At 45.0% G+C, this 17,838-nt stretch carries 9 protein-coding genes; 7 read left to right on the top strand and 2 right to left on the bottom strand.

Translation table 11 applies throughout. The features are described 5' to 3' along the window. Window positions 1–42: 42 nt before the first annotated feature. The 5 genes from T426_RS0113990 to T426_RS0113970 all read left to right on the top strand — a co-directional run bounded on the left by T426_RS0113990 (window position 43) and on the right by T426_RS0113970 (window position 3,982). On the top strand, window positions 43–570 hold the full coding sequence (locus T426_RS0113990; protein ID WP_027585870.1) for a P-loop NTPase family protein: 528 nt from the start codon (window positions 43–45) through the stop codon (window positions 568–570). Continuing rightward, complete coding sequence (locus tag T426_RS23760; RefSeq protein WP_025863080.1) at window positions 555–1,742, top strand: molybdopterin molybdotransferase MoeA; 1,188 nt, start codon at window positions 555–557, stop codon at window positions 1,740–1,742. The genes T426_RS0113990 and T426_RS23760 overlap by 16 nt, the downstream gene beginning before the upstream one ends. Continuing rightward, complete coding sequence (locus tag T426_RS0113980) at window positions 1,726–2,526, top strand: GTP 3',8-cyclase MoaA (RefSeq protein WP_025863081.1); 801 nt, start codon at window positions 1,726–1,728, stop codon at window positions 2,524–2,526. The genes T426_RS23760 and T426_RS0113980 overlap by 17 nt, the downstream gene beginning before the upstream one ends. 66 nt (window positions 2,527–2,592) lie before the next feature. Beyond that, a complete protein-coding gene (gene moaC / locus T426_RS0113975; RefSeq protein WP_025863082.1) occupies window positions 2,593–3,045 on the top strand; it encodes a cyclic pyranopterin monophosphate synthase MoaC in 453 nt (150 codons plus the stop codon). Window positions 3,046–3,049: 4 nt separating this feature from the next. Beyond that, the gene (locus T426_RS0113970) at window positions 3,050–3,982 is read left to right on the top strand and encodes an MOSC domain-containing protein (protein WP_027585868.1); all 933 of its coding nucleotides are present in this window, start codon (window positions 3,050–3,052) and stop codon (window positions 3,980–3,982) included. Here the strand turns inward: T426_RS0113970 and prmC are convergent, their stop codons facing one another. Then, a complete protein-coding gene (gene prmC / locus T426_RS0113965; RefSeq protein WP_025863085.1) occupies window positions 3,983–4,825 on the bottom strand; it encodes a peptide chain release factor N(5)-glutamine methyltransferase in 843 nt (280 codons plus the stop codon). A 25-nt stretch (window positions 4,826–4,850) separates the two neighbouring features. Here prmC and ribD point away from each other — a divergent pair, with 25 nt between their 5' ends. Beyond that, complete coding sequence (gene ribD / locus T426_RS0113960; RefSeq protein WP_025863086.1) at window positions 4,851–5,906, top strand: bifunctional diaminohydroxyphosphoribosylaminopyrimidine deaminase/5-amino-6-(5-phosphoribosylamino)uracil reductase RibD; 1,056 nt, start codon at window positions 4,851–4,853, stop codon at window positions 5,904–5,906. Here the strand turns inward: ribD and T426_RS0113955 are convergent. Then, window positions 5,903–6,319 carry a DUF6146 family protein gene (locus T426_RS0113955; RefSeq protein ID WP_051538504.1) on the bottom strand — a complete coding sequence of 139 codons (417 nt, stop codon included), beginning with the start codon at window positions 6,317–6,319 and terminating at the stop codon, window positions 5,903–5,905. The genes ribD and T426_RS0113955 overlap by 4 nt on opposite strands. Window positions 6,320–7,168: 849 nt before the next feature. On the opposite strand from T426_RS0113955, the gene T426_RS0113950 reads away from it, so the two are divergent. Then, complete coding sequence (locus T426_RS0113950) at window positions 7,169–17,821, top strand: PKD domain-containing protein (protein ID WP_027585867.1); 10,653 nt, start codon at window positions 7,169–7,171, stop codon at window positions 17,819–17,821. The last annotated feature ends 17 nt before the right edge of the window (window positions 17,822–17,838 follow it).

Raw genomic sequence — 17,838 nt, 5'->3', positions numbered from 1 at the left:
ATGTGGGAGGTCAGGCAAATTTTTTTACAGAAGGTTGCTACGATGAAGGAGTTGATAAAAATGAATAATGCTTTGCTAATTGCCGGCTGTGGAAGGAATGTGGGTAAAACCTCAGCCGGTTGTGCTTTGGTTAAAGAGCTTTCGCTGAAGACTCCCGTTTATGTTGTCAAAATTTCATCACATTTTCATGCGCTGACAGATTCTCTGAACGTACTGACTTCTGATGACAAACTAATGATTGCAGAAGAAACCGATGCCTTATCAGGAAAAGACAGTTCGCGTTACCTGGCCGCTGGTGCATCGAAGGTGTATTATGTACAGGCTCGGGAGGAGAGTCTTCCGGTTTTGGTGAAATGGTTAATTGAAAAATTCAATGCAGATCAGCCGGTCATCATTGAATCAGGCGGGCTGGGAAGATATATTCGTCCCGGAGCTGCAGCATTAGTTTGCGATGGGAGTCGTGAAAAGAAAACAGATTGGTCTTTCAACTATCAACGAATCACGGAAAATGAACCTTCCAGAGTGCGTTTACCGTTTAACTGGAATAACAACAGATGGCAGAAAAGATGATATCGATTGATGAAGCACTGCAAATTGTGCGGAATAATGCCGAAGTACTCGGCATTGAAAATGTGGAGATGCCGGAAGCTACCGGGCGTGTTCTGGCCGAAGATGTTTTTTCGGATGTGAATATGCCGCCGTTCAATAAGTCAGCGATGGATGGTTTTGCTTGTCGTAAAGAAGACCTTCCGGGACCATTGAAAGTGCTGGGCGAAATTCCTGCCGGTAGTTTTCAGACTTTTACTATCGGTCGGGGGGAGTGTGTCAAAATCATGACCGGTGCACCGGTTCCTGAAAGTGCTGACATCGTTATCATGAAGGAGTTTGTGGAGATTTTGGACAATGACCACATCCGTTACACGAAGGACGGAGGCGCCAGCAATATTTGCCTGTTGGGTGAGGATGTCCAAAAAGATGACAAAGTGTTGAGTGCCGGCACATTGATTCGTCCGGAGCATATTGCTGTTTTAGCCGGCGTCGGGAAAACAACGGTTGACGTTTACCGCAGGCCAAAAGTAGCCGTGATGACAACTGGAAGCGAATTGGTTGAGCCAACAGAAAAACCATCTGCCGGGCAAATCCGAAACAGTAACGGACCGCAAATGGTCGCTCAACTTCGTTCGATGAACTTTCCGGTTCAATATTCCGGCATTGTTGAGGATACCCCTGAGACAACCCAATTGGCCATTCAAAATGCTTTGCGGGAAAACGATGTGATTCTTCTTTCCGGAGGGGTATCGGTTGGCGATTACGATTTTGTTCCGCAAGTACTAAAAGAACTTGGTTTTACCATTTTAACTACCGTGATGGCTGCCAAACCCGGCAAGCATACGCTTTTCGTCCGGAAGGGAAAAAAGTATGTACTCGGTTTGCCCGGAAATCCGGTCTCTTCGTATGTCCAGTTGGAGGTTATCGGAAAAGAGTTATTCTATCGGTTGATGGGAACCTCTTTTACACCTTTCCGAATTAAAGCCCGGTTGGCTGTTGATTTTAAGAGAAAGAAGAGTAATCGCTACGAATTTTTACCCGTGATTATTTCCCCATCCGGGGAAGTGGAACTGCTTCCGTATCACGGTTCGGCACATATACATGCGCTTACCGGTGCCAATGCGTTGATGGAAATCCCGGTAGGAATAAGCGAAATAAATAAAGGAGAAAGCGTTTATGTTCGACCGTTATAACCGCGAAATAACGTACCTGCGCATTTCGGTTACCGACCGGTGCAACCTGCGATGCCGCTACTGCATGCCCGAAGAAGGTGTGGAGTCGATGCGACATGAGGATATTCTCTCGTTCGAGGAAATTGCCGAATTTGTTCGACGTGGCGCTGCGCAGGGCATTACCAAAGTGCGTCTCACCGGAGGAGAGCCATTGGTTCGCAAAGGAATTGTCGGGTTAGTGCATATGCTGGCGCAGATTGATGGCATTGAAGAGGTGGCGATGACGACCAATGGAATTCTGCTGGAAAAATTTGCTCCGAAGCTGAAAGAAGCCGGATTGAGCCGGGTGAACATCAGTCTCGATACGACCAATCCTGAAAAATACAGCTATATCACACGAGGCGGAGATATCAATGCGGTTTTTCGCGGTATCGAAGCGGCTTTAAAACATGGATTGACACCGGTGAAAATCAACTGCGTGATTCGGAATTCTGAAGACGAAGAGGATGCACAATTGGTCACTGAATTTGCCAAAACGAAAGGGCTGAAAGTGCAATACATTCACCAGATGGATTTGGAAGCCGGGAGTTTTTCGAAGGTAAAAAACGGTGAGGGTGGCAACTGTCGTTCGTGTAATCGCATCCGGTTGATGGCCAACGGCTGTGTGAAGCCTTGTTTGTTCAATCCGAAAGGTTTCAATGTGCGGCAATACGGGTTTGAAGAAGCTTTAAAGCTGGCAGTGGAAAACAAACCCAAATCCGGAAGCAAAAACCAAACAGGTGCATTTTACAAAATTGGAGGTTAGATATAGAATGGATATAGGATAGATATAGGAAAAGAGAAGGAATAACTCAGTTTAATCGGAGAAAAAATGGAAAAGGGAAAATTATCACATACTGATGAGCAAGGCCGGGCCCGCATGGTCGATGTCTCGGATAAGCCGGTTCAAAGAAGGAGAGCGGTTGCCTCGGGTAGGATTTTGTTACAAGCGGAAACGGTTCGGTTGGTGAAGGAGAACCAGATGAAGAAAGGCGATGTGATTACCGTAGCTGAAATTGCCGGCATCCAGGCGGCGAAGCGAACGCACGAGCTGATTCCGTTGTGTCACCCTTTGCAACTTAGCAAAGTGAAAGTAACCTGTACCCTCACCGAAGAAGGCGTGGAAGCTATAGGTGAAGTAGTTTGCAGCGGACAAACCGGTGTGGAGATGGAAGCATTGACCGCCATTCAGGTCGCGTTACTCACCGTTTATGACATGTGTAAAGCGGTTGACAAAAAAATGGTCATGCAGGATATTCGGTTAAACGAAAAGACGAAAGTGTAAAAAGATGGAACAGATTGTTGTAAAATCAGTCAATATTTCAGAAAAGAAGGGAACCATTAAACTACCGGTTGACCGGATAAAGTTAGACTTTCACGGTGTGCAGGGCGATGCGCATGCGGGTAGCTGGCACCGGCAGGTGAGTTTGCTGGGAACGGAGAGCATTGATAAATTCTCGGAAGAAGCCGGGAGGAAGATTACTTTTGGCGAGTTTGCTGAAAATATTACCACGGAAGGAGCTTTACTTTACGACATGCGACCATTCGATCGTCTGGTGGGCGAGCATGTCGAGTTGGAAGTTACCCAGATTGGAAAGAAGTGCCATGGCGATAATTGCTCCATCTTCCGTGAAGTGGGTAATTGTGTGATGCCGAAGGAAGGCATCTTTGCGCGGGTGTTGAAAGGCGGCCATGTACAGAAAGGCGATGTATTGACGTACCATCCGCGTGTTTTTCGTGCACTGATTATAACACTTAGTGACAGAGCCTCTAAAGGAGAGTATGAAGACAAGAGTGGTCCTTTGCTGGCCAAATTGCTGACTGATTTTTTTACAGATGAAAACCGGAAGCTGGAGGTGGAAGCCATCGTCATTCCCGATGAAGGACCAGTTTTGCAATATCGTTTACAGGAAGCAAGGGAAACAGGCGTTGATATGGTTTTTACAACCGGTGGCACCGGTATTGGTCCCCGCGATATTACACCAGATGTGGTTGCTCAGATGTTGGATAAAGAGCTGCCGGGCATTATGGAAATGATACGCCTGAAGTATGGAGCAGAAAAACCCAATGCGCTGTTAAGTCGTGGAGTCGCTGGTGTAATGGGAAGAACGCTGGTGTTTACCTTGCCGGGAAGTCCTAAAGCGGTGCACGAATACTGCGCGGAGATATTCCGGATTCTCAATCACGCATTCCTGATGCTGGCCGGAATTGATGGGCATTGATCACCGGGTGGCACAAATCATTCGGTCCTTCCCGTTGATATCTTTTCGTAGAGTAACATTGTTAAATCCGTTTTCCTGAAGTAGCGAAACAGTCTCGTGACCTAGTGCTTCATTGATCTCAAAATAAAGCGTCCCTTCCGGGGAAAGATGTTGTTGTGCAAATTCAGCAATGCGGCGGTAAAAAATCAGTGGATCATCATTGGAAACAAAAAGTGCTAAATGAGGTTCATGGCTAACAACGTGTTCCTGCATCAGCTTTTTTTCTTCCTCTTTTACGTATGGAGGGTTACTGACAATGATGTCAAAAGTTTTGTCAATCGATACGGCTTCCCATTGAAGAATATCGACCTGTCGTGTGCGAATACTGACGGCGTTGTTTTTTGCATTCTGATTCGCAATACTGATTGCTTCCGCTGAAATATCGTAAGCTGAAACTTCTGCATCTGGGATGTTTTTGGCTAAAGAAACAGGAATACAGCCGCTTCCGGTACCGATATCCAGAATTTCCGGAGCAGCCAGTTTGTTTTCATTGATAATCCAGTCCACCAGTTCTTCCGTTTCCTGCCTCGGAATCAGCACATGGGGATTGACATAAAACGTTAGCCCAAAAAAATCGGCTTTCCCGAGGATGTGTTGAATAGGCTCCCCTTCAACAAGTCGGTTCAGAATTTCTTCAATTTCCGTTACCTTAGCATCCGGAATGGTTTCATCCTTTTTCAGGTGAACCTGAAGGCGACTATATCCGAGAATGTGCTCGAAAATCAGAAAAGAAATGCTTTCACATTCGGACGGCTCGTAACGGACCGAAAGTTTTTCCCGGATATGATCGAATAATCGTCTCATTGTGCAAAGATAAAGAAAGCCGGAAATGAATCAGTCATTCAGTTACGATAAGAAATATATGGAACGGGCCATCGAACTGGCTCGTTTGGGCATGAGTAATGTGGCTCCCAATCCGATGGTGGGTTGTGTGATTGTTCATCAGGATAAAATTATTGGCGAGGGTTTTCACCAGAAGTATGGTGGGCCGCATGCAGAAGTGAATGCCATCAACTCGGTGAAACGAAAGGAGTTGTTAAAAGATTCGACACTTTATGTGACACTGGAGCCTTGTGCGCATCACGGAAAAACACCGCCTTGTTCCGATTTAATCGTATCGAAAAAAATTCCCCGCGTGGTTATTGGTACAGTCGATCCATTTGCCCAGGTAGCCGGGAAAGGAATCGAAAAATTAAAGTCTGCAGGTTGTCGTGTTGTGCTGGGTGTGATGAGGGAAGAATGTCAGGAACAGAACAGGCGGTTTTTCACTTTTCATGAAAAGAAACGGCCCTATATCATCCTGAAGTGGGCGCAAACATTGGACGGATTTATCGACGTTGACCGATCGCCGGAGCATTATGGACAATCGACCTGGATCACGAACCAGTTATCGAAAACGGCAGTGCATAAAATGCGAACCGACGAGGCGGCCATCATGGTGGGCACTAACACAGCCGAAAAGGACAATCCTTCATTGACGGTCAGAGAGTGGCACGGCTGTCATCCGCTACGCATTGTACTCGATAGGAAACGGCGTTTGGGTCGGGAGCTGGCTTTGTTTGATAAATCGACACCTACATTGGTATTCACCGAAAAGCCTGAAGAAGACGGACCCAACCTGGAATTTGTGAAACTCGATCCCAGCCAGGACGCTGTTCAACAAATGTTGGATGAATTGCACCGGCGGGAGATACAATCGTTAATTGTAGAGGGAGGCCGCAAATTGCTGGACAGTTTCATGGAGCGAAATCAGTGGGACGAAGCGCGCGTATTTGTTGGGAACCGGTTATTCCGGAACGGTGTTCCTGCACCGAAAATACCAGGTAAACTGATGAAAGAAGATGAACTGGACGGAAGCCGGCTGTTGCTTTTCAGAAATATCTAAAAAACTGCTTGCGGTCGTGAACCACTTGTTAGTATTGGAATTCCCAATTTGTGTTCAACAAACTGAAAATACATGAATAATTTGTGCTCGACTTCCAGTGGATAATCTTCCGAGAAATCGTAATTAATCTGCCCGTTGAAAAGTTGGGCATGAGGATAAGTCGAAGCTTTCAGGTTCCAATCCCTTACATAACGTACATTCCAATTGTGATAGTATTGTTTACTTCTGTAACTGGCTTTGTTGTTGTGCATGGCATACCAGCTTTCAAATCCGGGGTCCAAAGCAATGACTTCGGTGGTGTCCTTTTGTGTTGTGTCATTTTCGGCTTTAAGTACTACGCGTTTCGCGCTTTCTTTTGGAGTAGTACATGATGCAGCAAAAACGACAAGCACTAAAAACATTAATTGTTTCATGTGTTTATTTTTAATTTTCAATAGGCACATGGAACTCGTCAATGAACGTTAGCCTGTGTGTTAAAGGTCTTTGCCATGGCTCGTTTCATGGTTGCCTCCTGTCTTTTGTATAAATAAAAGTTGCCAAAATCATGCCAAAAAACAAGCGCAGTGTTGCTTATCTTTCAGAAAATGAGTTGATAAATGGGCATAATCGTTAAAAAATTAGAAATGAACAGGGCATTTGTTAAATCAGAAAAAATATGTTAGATGCATCTTTAAAGGAAGATGACACGTAATTAATTGATTTCATGATTGAAATGTTTACACTTTGAGGGAGGTCAAGAAGGAAAAAATGTAAAAATTATAGACTAAACGGGTTACCTTTTACGTTCTTAAAGTATAAATAACTGCAAAGGTTGGAGCTGATTTTCAATAATTAACCATCTATTGGTCCGACACAGAGGAGATTAATGACAGGTAAGTATTTCAAACATTTCTTCAGATTGGAATGTGTCGTGTTGATGTTAATTATTTAAACAGATGGACTGAGAATCAGAATCCCTGAATGAATGCAACTGTTTTTTCAGGGAATGACAAAGGCTTAAAGCCCTTTATTTTCCACCAGGCAATCAATGTATTGAGGATAGGAGTATAAAACAGGCACTCCTACCGATTAATCTTCTGAATTGATAAAGAAGAAAAAATGGAGCAATCGAAGTGAAATTGGCTTTACCGGTCGCAGTCCGGTGAAAATGACAAACGGCCACTTTGTCTGGTAGGGTTTGCGTAAGGTAAAGTCTGAGCTTCGTTTATAAGCAGTAGGAGCGCTTAGTTCATAAGGAGTAATATAAAGTCGGGGCAAAATTCATGGGAGCGAGACAAATTAAATCTCACAAGGGCAAGTACACCTTTTTTTTACTGCTTATTTCGTTAGTGCTTTTCGGAAGCAATAGCGCAAACGCTCAGGTTTGTGACTTGGTATCTGGAAAATTTGCGGGAATTCAGGTTAGTGGTTTTTGTGCACCAGTAGATGCTTATGAAGCTAAAGGAGTCTATACAATTCAGAAGGCTAAGAGTTTATTAAATAATACTTTCGAAGTCCGTTTTGATTATGGAGATGGAACTATCCATACGGTTTCCGCTACTATTGAGAGTGATCCCAGCGACCCGAATAAATCAATTGTAACTGGAGTTGATTCCCATGTTTATCCATCGTCGCCCAATGGTAGTTGTGTATATACCACTACTACCATTTTGATAGTTGATGGTCAGGAATGTAGTAATACATGGGCGACACAACAGGTCACGGTTTGGGATAAGGATGATTCGAATGGTGGACAGATCAGCATCTATCCGTATGAAGTACAGGTTTGCGTGGGTGAAGATACCACGATTGTATTTCATGATCAGAGTATATGGAACTGTACTGCACCAGCCGTTGATAAACCAAACTACCAGGATCGAATTACCCAATTTACCTATGGTATTGATACCAATCCAGCAAACCGGATTCCTGGAATTGAATTAAAGAAACCAGATGGTTCTATAGTCCATATAGGAGATATGGGAGTTGTAACAGTTGTTGGTGATACTACGCATTATGGTTACATCGCTGATGGCCCTTATGATCCGAAAAACCGGACATGGGAAATACATGTGCCGGTAACTGATTCAACGGATGTTGGCAAAGTGTTTGAAATCAGACTGGATAACTGGAACTTCTGTAATCCATATCCGGATAATGATCCCGTATCCGGTACGGCCCGAATCATTATTATCGATAAGCCCTGGCCGAAAATCACACCGATCGATCCGGTGTGTAGCAACGATCCAAAGATAAATCTTACGGTTAGCGGGAGGAATGTGACCGAAAGTGGAACCTGGTCGGGACCAGGCGTTAGTGGCAGTACTTTTGACCCATCTAAAGCGAATATCGGTTCAAACCAAATCATTTATACCGAAAGCAACGGTGACGGATGTACCGGGTCCGATACCATCTATGTGACGGTTAAACAAGCACCTTATGCGAATTTTAGCTTATCGGATTACAGGGGGTGTGAGCCGCTACATGTATACATGCATAATAAATCGAAAGATGCCGACAGCTATCAATGGGATTATGGCGACGGGTCACCGACCAGTAACGATACAGATACCGAACACACTTATTGGGCCAATTCTTCAAGCCAAAAATTCAGAGTAACCCTGACAGCCATCAGCAATAACGGATGTGAAGCAAGCCGCGGCAGAAACCTTTGGGTTTACGATGTTGTCGAAGTTGGCGTTGAGGCGAGTGATACAGTAGGATGCGCACCTTTTACGGTTGATTTTAAGGGAAGTGGTCCATCGGGTACATACACAGCCGACACGTATGCGTGGGACTTTAATGAAGATGGAGTAACAGATAACACTTCTTCCAATCCGACCTTTACATTTGAGAATAAAACGGGTAAAACAGATACCGTCAGGGTTCGTCTGATTACAACGACGTCGCACGGTTGTGCCGATACATCTTATCAGAATATTTATGTTTATCCTGATTTGGATGCCAGAAACCTGTTGGGAGATCCAATTCATTTATGTTTGGGGACGGTTAAGGAATTAGATGGACATCCCAATTTATTGATTTCTGGTTTAACGCACAACTGGAGTGGCGATACCGGTTATTTACAGGAACCGACACCGAATAGTAGTTCTGTCGTTCATTTTGACGGTAGTGATCCCGGTTCGTGGCACATCCGGTACATTGTGAGTAGTGCGCATTGTGCCGATACCGTTCATTTTAATCTGGAAGTTGCCAATGTGAATGTGACGCTGCCGGACACGGTTTATGGCTGTACCGGTGAACCGATAGAAATGCAACCGGTCATCACTGGTGGTTCGGGTAATTATATAAGTCATTCATGGACAGGTGATGGTGCAACCTATTTGGACAATGCCAATGCACAGAATCCGAATTTCCAGGTAGGAACTCCGGGTATTTATCATCTCGATTATTCAGTTTCCGACGATGCCGGCTGTAGCGATAATGCATCTACGGTTGTTAAGATTTTAGAGATGCCTACATCATATGCAGGAGCCGATCAGGATACCTGTGGATTAGCGGCTGATCTGAATGCAAATCAGTCTCTCACCTATCCGGCACATTGGGTACAGATTTCCGGTCCCGGGACCTCAAGCTTTACCAATACATCAGATCCGGCAAGTGGAGTAAGTGTTTCTTCATATGGAACGTATGAGTTTGGATGGACAGTGGTGAATAAAACCTGTGAAGCTGTTGATACGGTTGTGGTTAATTTCATACAGCTTCCTACCCCCAATGCAGGTCCTGATGATTCTGTCTGTGGATTGCAGTACAACCTTTCGGGGAGTGCAGCTCTGGGGAACGGCTTTTGGACGCAAGTCTCAGGGCCGGGAACGGCGACTTTCGAATTTTCAGACCGGAATAATACACTGGTTGATGTCGATCAACAGGGAAGTTATGTTTTCCGTTGGACAGACGACAACGGTAACGGCTGTTCTTCCTACGATGACGTGACCATTGATTTTGTCGCTTATCCCGATCCGATAATTTCAGTTCCCGATACATCCGGTTGTTCGCCCTATACTTTGCAAATGTCAGATGGAGGTACCATTGGAGGTTCCGCGTATATTTGGGATTATGGTGATGGTACGCGCGACACGGTGTTTACGGCCGATCCGGTGACGCATACGTTTCAGAATACCGATACCAAGGTTGTGAAGTATGTGATTACCCTGACCATTCAAAACGGAACGTGTGAAACAGCAACTCAGCAAGAGATCACGGTGAAACCAGATTTTTCCGCGGGAACACCTGTACACTTTGAAGGATGTAATCCATCGACCTTCGGATTTGTTAATGCGAATCCAGGAGCAAGCTGGTGGAAATGGGATTTCGGTGATGGCTCTCCAACGAGTAGTCTTCGGAGTCCATCACATACATTTAATAATACTACCGGAAATGATACAACCTATGTCGTACAGTTGACGGCCCAGTCATCCTTCGGATGTGTGGATACGGTCAATAATACGGCTACACTTTATCAACGTTCCGTTGCCAAATTCGCTGTTTCCGATAGTGTTGGCTGTAACCCGCTGGATGTTGCGTTTACGAACGAGTCGGAACATGCAAGCTTGTACTTGTGGAACTTTAATGATGGAATGAGCAGTGTTGCGACCGATCCAACCCATTCTTTCTCGAATGGATCGACTACAGATGCTACTTTCAGAGTGAGGTTAATTGCAACAAACAGCAGTAGTTGTTCGGATACAACCTATAAGAATATTCTGGTACACCCGATTCCGCAGACCGATTTCGATATGGATTACATGCCGGGATGTAGTCCGGTTCCGGTAACATTCACCAATAAGACATCTGGTGCAGTTAGTTATTTGTGGGATTTTAATGATGGGCAGTCGAGTACAGATTTCAATACAACACATGATTTTATTAACGATTCCACCTACATCCGGTATTTCCGGGTAAGGTTGGTTGCAACCAATACCTATGGATGTATTAATAGTCTGATGCGGGAAGTAACAGTTTACCCGACGCAGCATTTTGATTTCAGTATTCTACCCGATACAGCGTGTTCACCAGCCAATGTAATTATGGTAGCTGATCCGGGAGCCTATACCTATACGTGGGATTACGGTGATGGAACGGTGAATCCCAGCAACAGATACCTGACTTCCCATACCTACACCAATTCAGCCGGAACAGACGCAGTTTATACTGTTAAATTGAACAGTTCCTCCTTCTACGGTTGTAAGGACTCGACAACCCATCAGATGCTCGTGAAACCGGAGGTGAAGGCAGATATTACCTTATCGGATAACTATGGATGTGATCCGTTAGTTGTTGACATTCAGAATAATTCGGTCAATGGCGATTACTACTATTGGGATTATGGCGATGGAAGAAAAGATACGACTGGGTTTGCTGCCAACTACAGCATTACCTACACCAACCCGAATCTGACTCCGGTAGTGTACAACCTGAAATTGGTGGTAGAATCGGCGGAAGGATGCCGAGACTCAGTGACTTACCCAATTCAGGTGTTACCTGGTGTAGTCGCAGGTTTTTCAGTTGATACCGTTGGTTGTTCTCCATTGGTCGCTGACTTCGTCAATACCGCTACTGGTGCATACACGATGCACTGGGATTTTGGTGACGGAACGGTTGATGATACCAACTTTAATCCGCAGCATATTTACAATGCTACCGGCAATGCGGAAAATCTGTTTACAGTAATGCAGGTTGCTCGTTCGTCAGGTGGCTGTTTGGATACGGCGTATGCGACGATGCATGTGTATCCGGTTAATAAAGTGTATTTTAATATTAGCGATACGACCGGATGTACCCCTGTCAATACCACGCTGCACAATACTTCTCCCGATGGTGTTTCGTATGAAGTGGATTATGGCGATGGTACAACGGAAACGTTGACCACTGCAACCGACCTGACGCACCAATATCTCAATACCGGAACATTGCCACAAACCTATAATCTGGTGGTGAAGTCGACCAACTCATTTGGATGTCAGGATTCTGTGGTGAAGAGTATTGTGGTTTATCCGGGTGTTACTGCCTCGTTCTCTGCAGATACAGCTGGGTGTGCTCCGTTGGTAGTCGATTTCACCAATACTTCAACCGGAGCATTCTCATACGAATGGAATTTCGGTGATGGTGGTGCAAAAGAGTATGTGAAAAATCCGGTGAGGATATTTAATAATTACGGTCTTAACGATACAATATATAATGTTTCGTTAGCTGCCACTTCACTGTATGGTTGTTCCGACACGGCACATCAGGCATTCCTGGTAGCTCCGGCACCGGTAGCCGATCTGAATGCCTCAAGCTATACCGGTTGTACACCTTTTACTTTCGATGCGACGAACGTATCGACAGGTGCAACTACGTATTACTGGGATTTTGGTGATGGCACCACGCAAACGACCAACAGTCTGGGTAATATTTCCCATTTATATAATAATAGCACAACAACCCCGGCTACTTATAAACTGAAGTTGAAGGCTGTTAATTCATTAGGTTGTAGCGATTCTCTTACAGTATCGATCAGGGTGCTTCCGCAGGTAACTGCCGATTTTGAACCGGATACAACCGGATGTTCTATTCTGGATGTTCAGTTCCGAAACCTGTCAACCAACGCTCAGCAATTCGAGTGGGACTTTGGCGATGGTACCGCAACCAACTATACTGCCGATCCGTCCCATCGTTACCAGACCGCGCCGGGTGTTGATGCAGTGAATTCGGTTAAATTAATCTCCAAATCCTATTATGGCTGTGTTGATTCAATTACCAGGAATGTACACGTATTGGGAAGTCCACAGGCCAACTTTTCTATGTTGGTAACCAATGTGGCAGCAGGAACGACAACGGTTGAGTTTACGAACCTTTCGGATGGTGCAGTGAGTTATGTTCTGGATTACGGAGATGGAAACACAGTTACTTTGGGAAGTTGGACTACCGTTACCCATGATTTTGTTTCTCCGGATGCTTCCACAAGCTACAATATTACACTGACAGCAACATCTGCCTCTGGTTGTACCGATGCTGTAACACAGGTGCTGGATACGGATAATCCGCCGGTCATCACATTCGAACCCGATACGGCGGGTTGTAGTCCGGTCGTGGTCCAGTTCAGAAACACGTCAACCTATGCAACGTCATATATATGGCGATTTGGCGATGGTACACCCGATGTACGTTTGACCAATCCGGTGCACACGTTTGAAAATAATGGTTCAACCGATGTTACATATACCGTTTGGTTAATTGGCGTTACCCCTTACGGGAAAAAAGATTCGACCTCGCAGACCGTGACCGTTTATGCCAATCCGCAAGCCAGTTTCAATACCCCGATTGTTTCGGGTTGCTCTCCATTCGATGCCCTGTTTGAGAATAATTCGACAGGAGCAACTACGTATGATTGGGACTTTGGAGATGGAGCGACCTCAAACGACGCTTCAGCAACAGTATCACACACTTACGTGAATGCAACAACGTACCCGAAAAGTTACCCGGTAACATTGACAGCAACCAATGCACAGGGCTGTGTGAGTACTGCGAATGACAATGTGCTGGCAACGCCGGGAGTTCAAGCAGTGTTTACTTCTAAAACAGATGGTTGTGCCCCGTTGAACGTTCAGTTTACGAACAATTCAGTTGGAGCTTATTATTATTTATGGAATTTTGGTGATGGCAGTTCGCCCTCTTCGCAAATGAACCCAAGTCATACATTCTATAATCCGACCGACAGAGATACGGTTTACACTGTTAAGATGTTGGCGTATACTCCGGATGGTTGTAAGGATAGTCTGACACAGAATATTACTGTTTACGGAACTCCGAATATTGATTTGACTTATTCGGCAACGAATGGATGTGCTCCTTTCAATGTCGAAGTTACTGATAATTCAACTCCCGGAACAACGATGACATGGGATTGGGGTGATGGCTCTCCTTTACAGGTAACTACTGCTCCTACCAATATTACACATGAATATAAGAACACAACGTTACAGACAATAAGTAATCGATTGAAGGTAACTGCCACTTCGCCATACGGCTGTGAGTCGACCAATGAGCATGTATTTGTGGTTTATCCACAGGTAACGGCCGGATTTAACATGAATCCAACAGTTGGATGTTCACCTTTGGGTGTTCAGTTTAGTAACACGTCTGTGGGAGAATCGTACCTCGATTGGGACTTCGACGATGGTAGTGCTCATGCTACCTCGGCTAATCCGAAACATGTATTTGTGAATACCGGCAATTTGATTGACCAACTCTTTACGGTAACGCAAATTGCTACCTCGGTAAACGGTTGTGCGGACACATTGCAACAGGCCGTAACGGTTCATCCTGCGCCGGAAATTAAAGTAAGTGTGAGCGACACCGTTGGCTGTGCACCGTTGACAGTCCGTGTCGATAATTTGTCGCTTTCCGGTCAGGCTTATACAGTCAAATATGGTGATGGAGTAACTGAGACAATTAACAGCGGAGGTTACGCTACACATACCTATACAGCTTCGCATGCGGCTGAACAGTTTTATAAAATGGTTGTTCAGGGGGATAATCCTTTCGGATGTACAGATTCCATCGTTAAGAACATCCATCTTTACCCTACGGTTACTGCCGATTTTGTTAGCGATACACAAGGTTGCTCGCCGCTTCCTGTAAGGTTCCAGAACACATCACAAGGCGCGTTCAGTTACGAGTGGAGTTTTGACGACGGAACTACTGATTTTACAGAGAATCCGGTCAGGGTCTTTGATAATACCACACCGAATGATTCCATCAATACAGTTCAATTGGTAGCTTACAATAATTATGGTTGTTCTGATACAACAGTAAATACGATAACTGTATCACCATCACCAGTTGCAGATATAACCGTTTCGTCAGGTGAAGGCTGTGCCCCGTTTACAGTGAATGTGACTAATAATTCGTATTTGGGATATACGTTCCATTGGGTTTATGGTGATGGTTCAGATGAGTATACCTCAGCTGGGCAGTCGGTAACCCATACATATCAAAATACAGGTGTTACACCGGTCTACTACGATTTAAAACTGGTGGTGGAGACCCTGAATGGATGCCGTGATTCGGTCACTCGTCGTATTACCGTTCTTCCGGAAGTTAAAACTGCGATGGTGCTTGACACTATCGGCTGTTCTCCGTTGTTTACAACAATTCAGAATCTTACTACCGGTGCACAACAGTTCTTTTGGGATTACGGTGATGGTACTGCCACTTCAACGGCATACAATCCATCGCATTCGTTCGTGAACATGTCGACGACTAATGATACAACATATACGGTAGAACTGGTTGCCAAATCATTCTATGGATGTGAAGATTCTACTTACCAGGATGTAACGGTTCTTGCTTCGCCTCATGCTGATTTTACGGTTGACAAAACAACTGGTTGCGGTCCGTTGGATATTCAGTTGGAAAATCAATCGGTTGGAGGTGCTACTTACACCGTTAAGTACGGTGATGGAACTGAGGAAAACATAGCAGAAGGCGCGATCGTAAACCATACCTATCACAATACAACCAGTCAGGCAATCAGTTACTCATTGCGGGTGCTTGTTGAAAGTGCCACCGGATGTGTGGATTCAATGACAACACGCATCGAGGTGTTGCCGGAGCTCAATGCAGCGTTTAGCAGTGATTCAATTGGCTGTGCACCTTTGGGAATCCGATTTAACAATGAGTCGAATGGTGCGTCTGCTTATGAATGGAATTTTGGCGATGGGTCAGCAGTAGAGAACTTTACCAGTCCGTATCACCTTTTCAACAATTCGGCTGTTGGTGATACCATTTATAATGTGAAATTGTTGGCCTACTCACCCTATGGATGTGTGGATTCAACCATGAAAGATATTACAGTACATCCAACACCCAATGCCGATATTTCAGCCATTGATGTGGAAGGTTGTACTCCGTTTGATGCAATGTTCTCGAACCATACGACCGGAGCTGACAATTTTGCATGGGATTTTGGTGATGGAACGACCTCTACCAGTTCTGATACGTTGGTTACCCACACTTATGTGAATACAAATCCGATGGTTCAAGGTTACCATATTTGGGTCAAAGCCTCTAATAACTTTGGCTGTTCGGATGATGCGTATGAAAGTGTTCAGGTAAATCCATTTATCAAGGCAGCTTTCTCTACCGATACATTGGGCTGTTCACCGCTGACACTTGAAATGAAGAATTTATCGGAGGGTGCTTACTCTTATGAGTGGTACTTCGGCGATGGTTCAGGCGTATACCGTTCGACCAATCCAAGTCACACGTTTGTTAATAGTTCCCAGGAAGATACCATATTCCATGTGATGCTTGTTGCCATGTCGAGATATGGCTGTTCGGACACGGCAGTAGTGGACGTTCGGGTATACCCGTCACCTGTCGCAAGTTTCAGTGTTAATTCGCTGGGAGGATGTGCACCTTATACTTTGGAGATTACCGATCAATCCGTGGGTGCTGAAAGTTATCTCTGGAAATTTGGTGATGGTACTTCCTCAACCGATGATCAAGAGAACTTTACGCATGACTATTTTAATACAGGACAGACGACCGTCAGTTATCCAGTGACTTTACAGGTGGCAAATGAAATTGGCTGTAAGTCGTCATACACTGCCGATATTGAGGTGCACCCGATGGTGACGGCCGATTTCCAACCCGATAAAAGCGAAGGTTGTAGTCCGTTAAGTGTCAGTTTCTCGAATCTGTCTTCAGGAGGTGCGACTTATTACTGGAATTTCAATGATGGCGTGTATTCCAGTGAATTCCAGCCAAGACATACATTTGTCAATACGACATCGAAAGATTCGGTATTCATGGTGCAATTGGTGACAACTTCAGTCAGTGGTTGTACAGATACGATAAATAAACCTATTCTGGTACATCCGACACCGCAAACCAGCTTCTCTGTCGATCCGCAGGTGCAGACGTTCCCGGATAAAACTGTCCAAATAACGAATGAAACTCCTGGAGGACCGTGGAATTACGTTTGGAACTTTGGTGATATGACGGATGAAGTGAATGGTGATGTAACGTCTCATGACTTTGAAGAACCCGGGAATTATGATATTACCCTGACGGCCAGCAGTGATTTCTGTTCACTGAAGACTGTTCAACGGATAACTGTATTGGCAGGTCCGCCGTCATCGGTATTCGATCCGGATACAGCGGGATGTCCGCCGCTCAAAGTACAATTCCGGAACCAGTCGAAGAATGGTTATCGCTATGTTTGGGATTTCGGAGACGGAAACTATTCAACGCAAAAAGCACCCGAGCATACCTTCTTTGCCGAAGGAACCTACAATGTGCATTTGCAGGTTTTCAATCAAGTGGGCGACGTCGCCGAATCGGATAGAAAAATTATTGTCTATCCGGCAGTCAGGGCCTACTTCAATCTATTCCCCAGCAGGGTGAAAATTCCGGGAGAGAAAGTAAGCTTTTCCAATTTCTCTGAAAATGCTGATAGATATTTGTGGAACTTTGGTGACGGTGATACCTCGACTGTTTACGAGCCGGAACACGAATACACCGAAGTAGGGGTATTCCCGGTATCGCTTATCGCCAGCTCGTTGCAAGACTGTACCGATACATTCTCTGTTTCGCAGGGAGTTGAGGCTTACAGTGAAGCAAAAATTCAGGTTCCGAATGCCTTTATGCCAAGTAAAGATGGTCCGAATGGCGGTAAATACACTCCGGGTGACCGATACAACCATGTGTTCTATCCGGTTGTGGCTAAGGGGGATGTGGAACAATATCAGTTGCAGATTTTTAACCGCTGGGGTAACCTGATGTTCCTCTCTAACGAACTTGGTACAGGTTGGGATGGATACTATAACGGAGAGCTTGCCTCGCCGGGAGTTTATATTTGGCGCATTAAATGTACGTTTAAAGATGGTTCGCAAATAATTAAAGCGGGTGATGTTACGTTATTGCAGTAGTACATGGTATACGAGGG

The organism is Prolixibacter bellariivorans ATCC BAA-1284 (assembly GCF_000621705.1).
Taxonomy (GTDB): Bacteria; Bacteroidota; Bacteroidia; order Bacteroidales; family Prolixibacteraceae; genus Prolixibacter; species Prolixibacter bellariivorans.
Note: the sequence above shows the minus strand (reverse complement) of the source record. Positions and strands in the feature narration are given on the sequence as shown.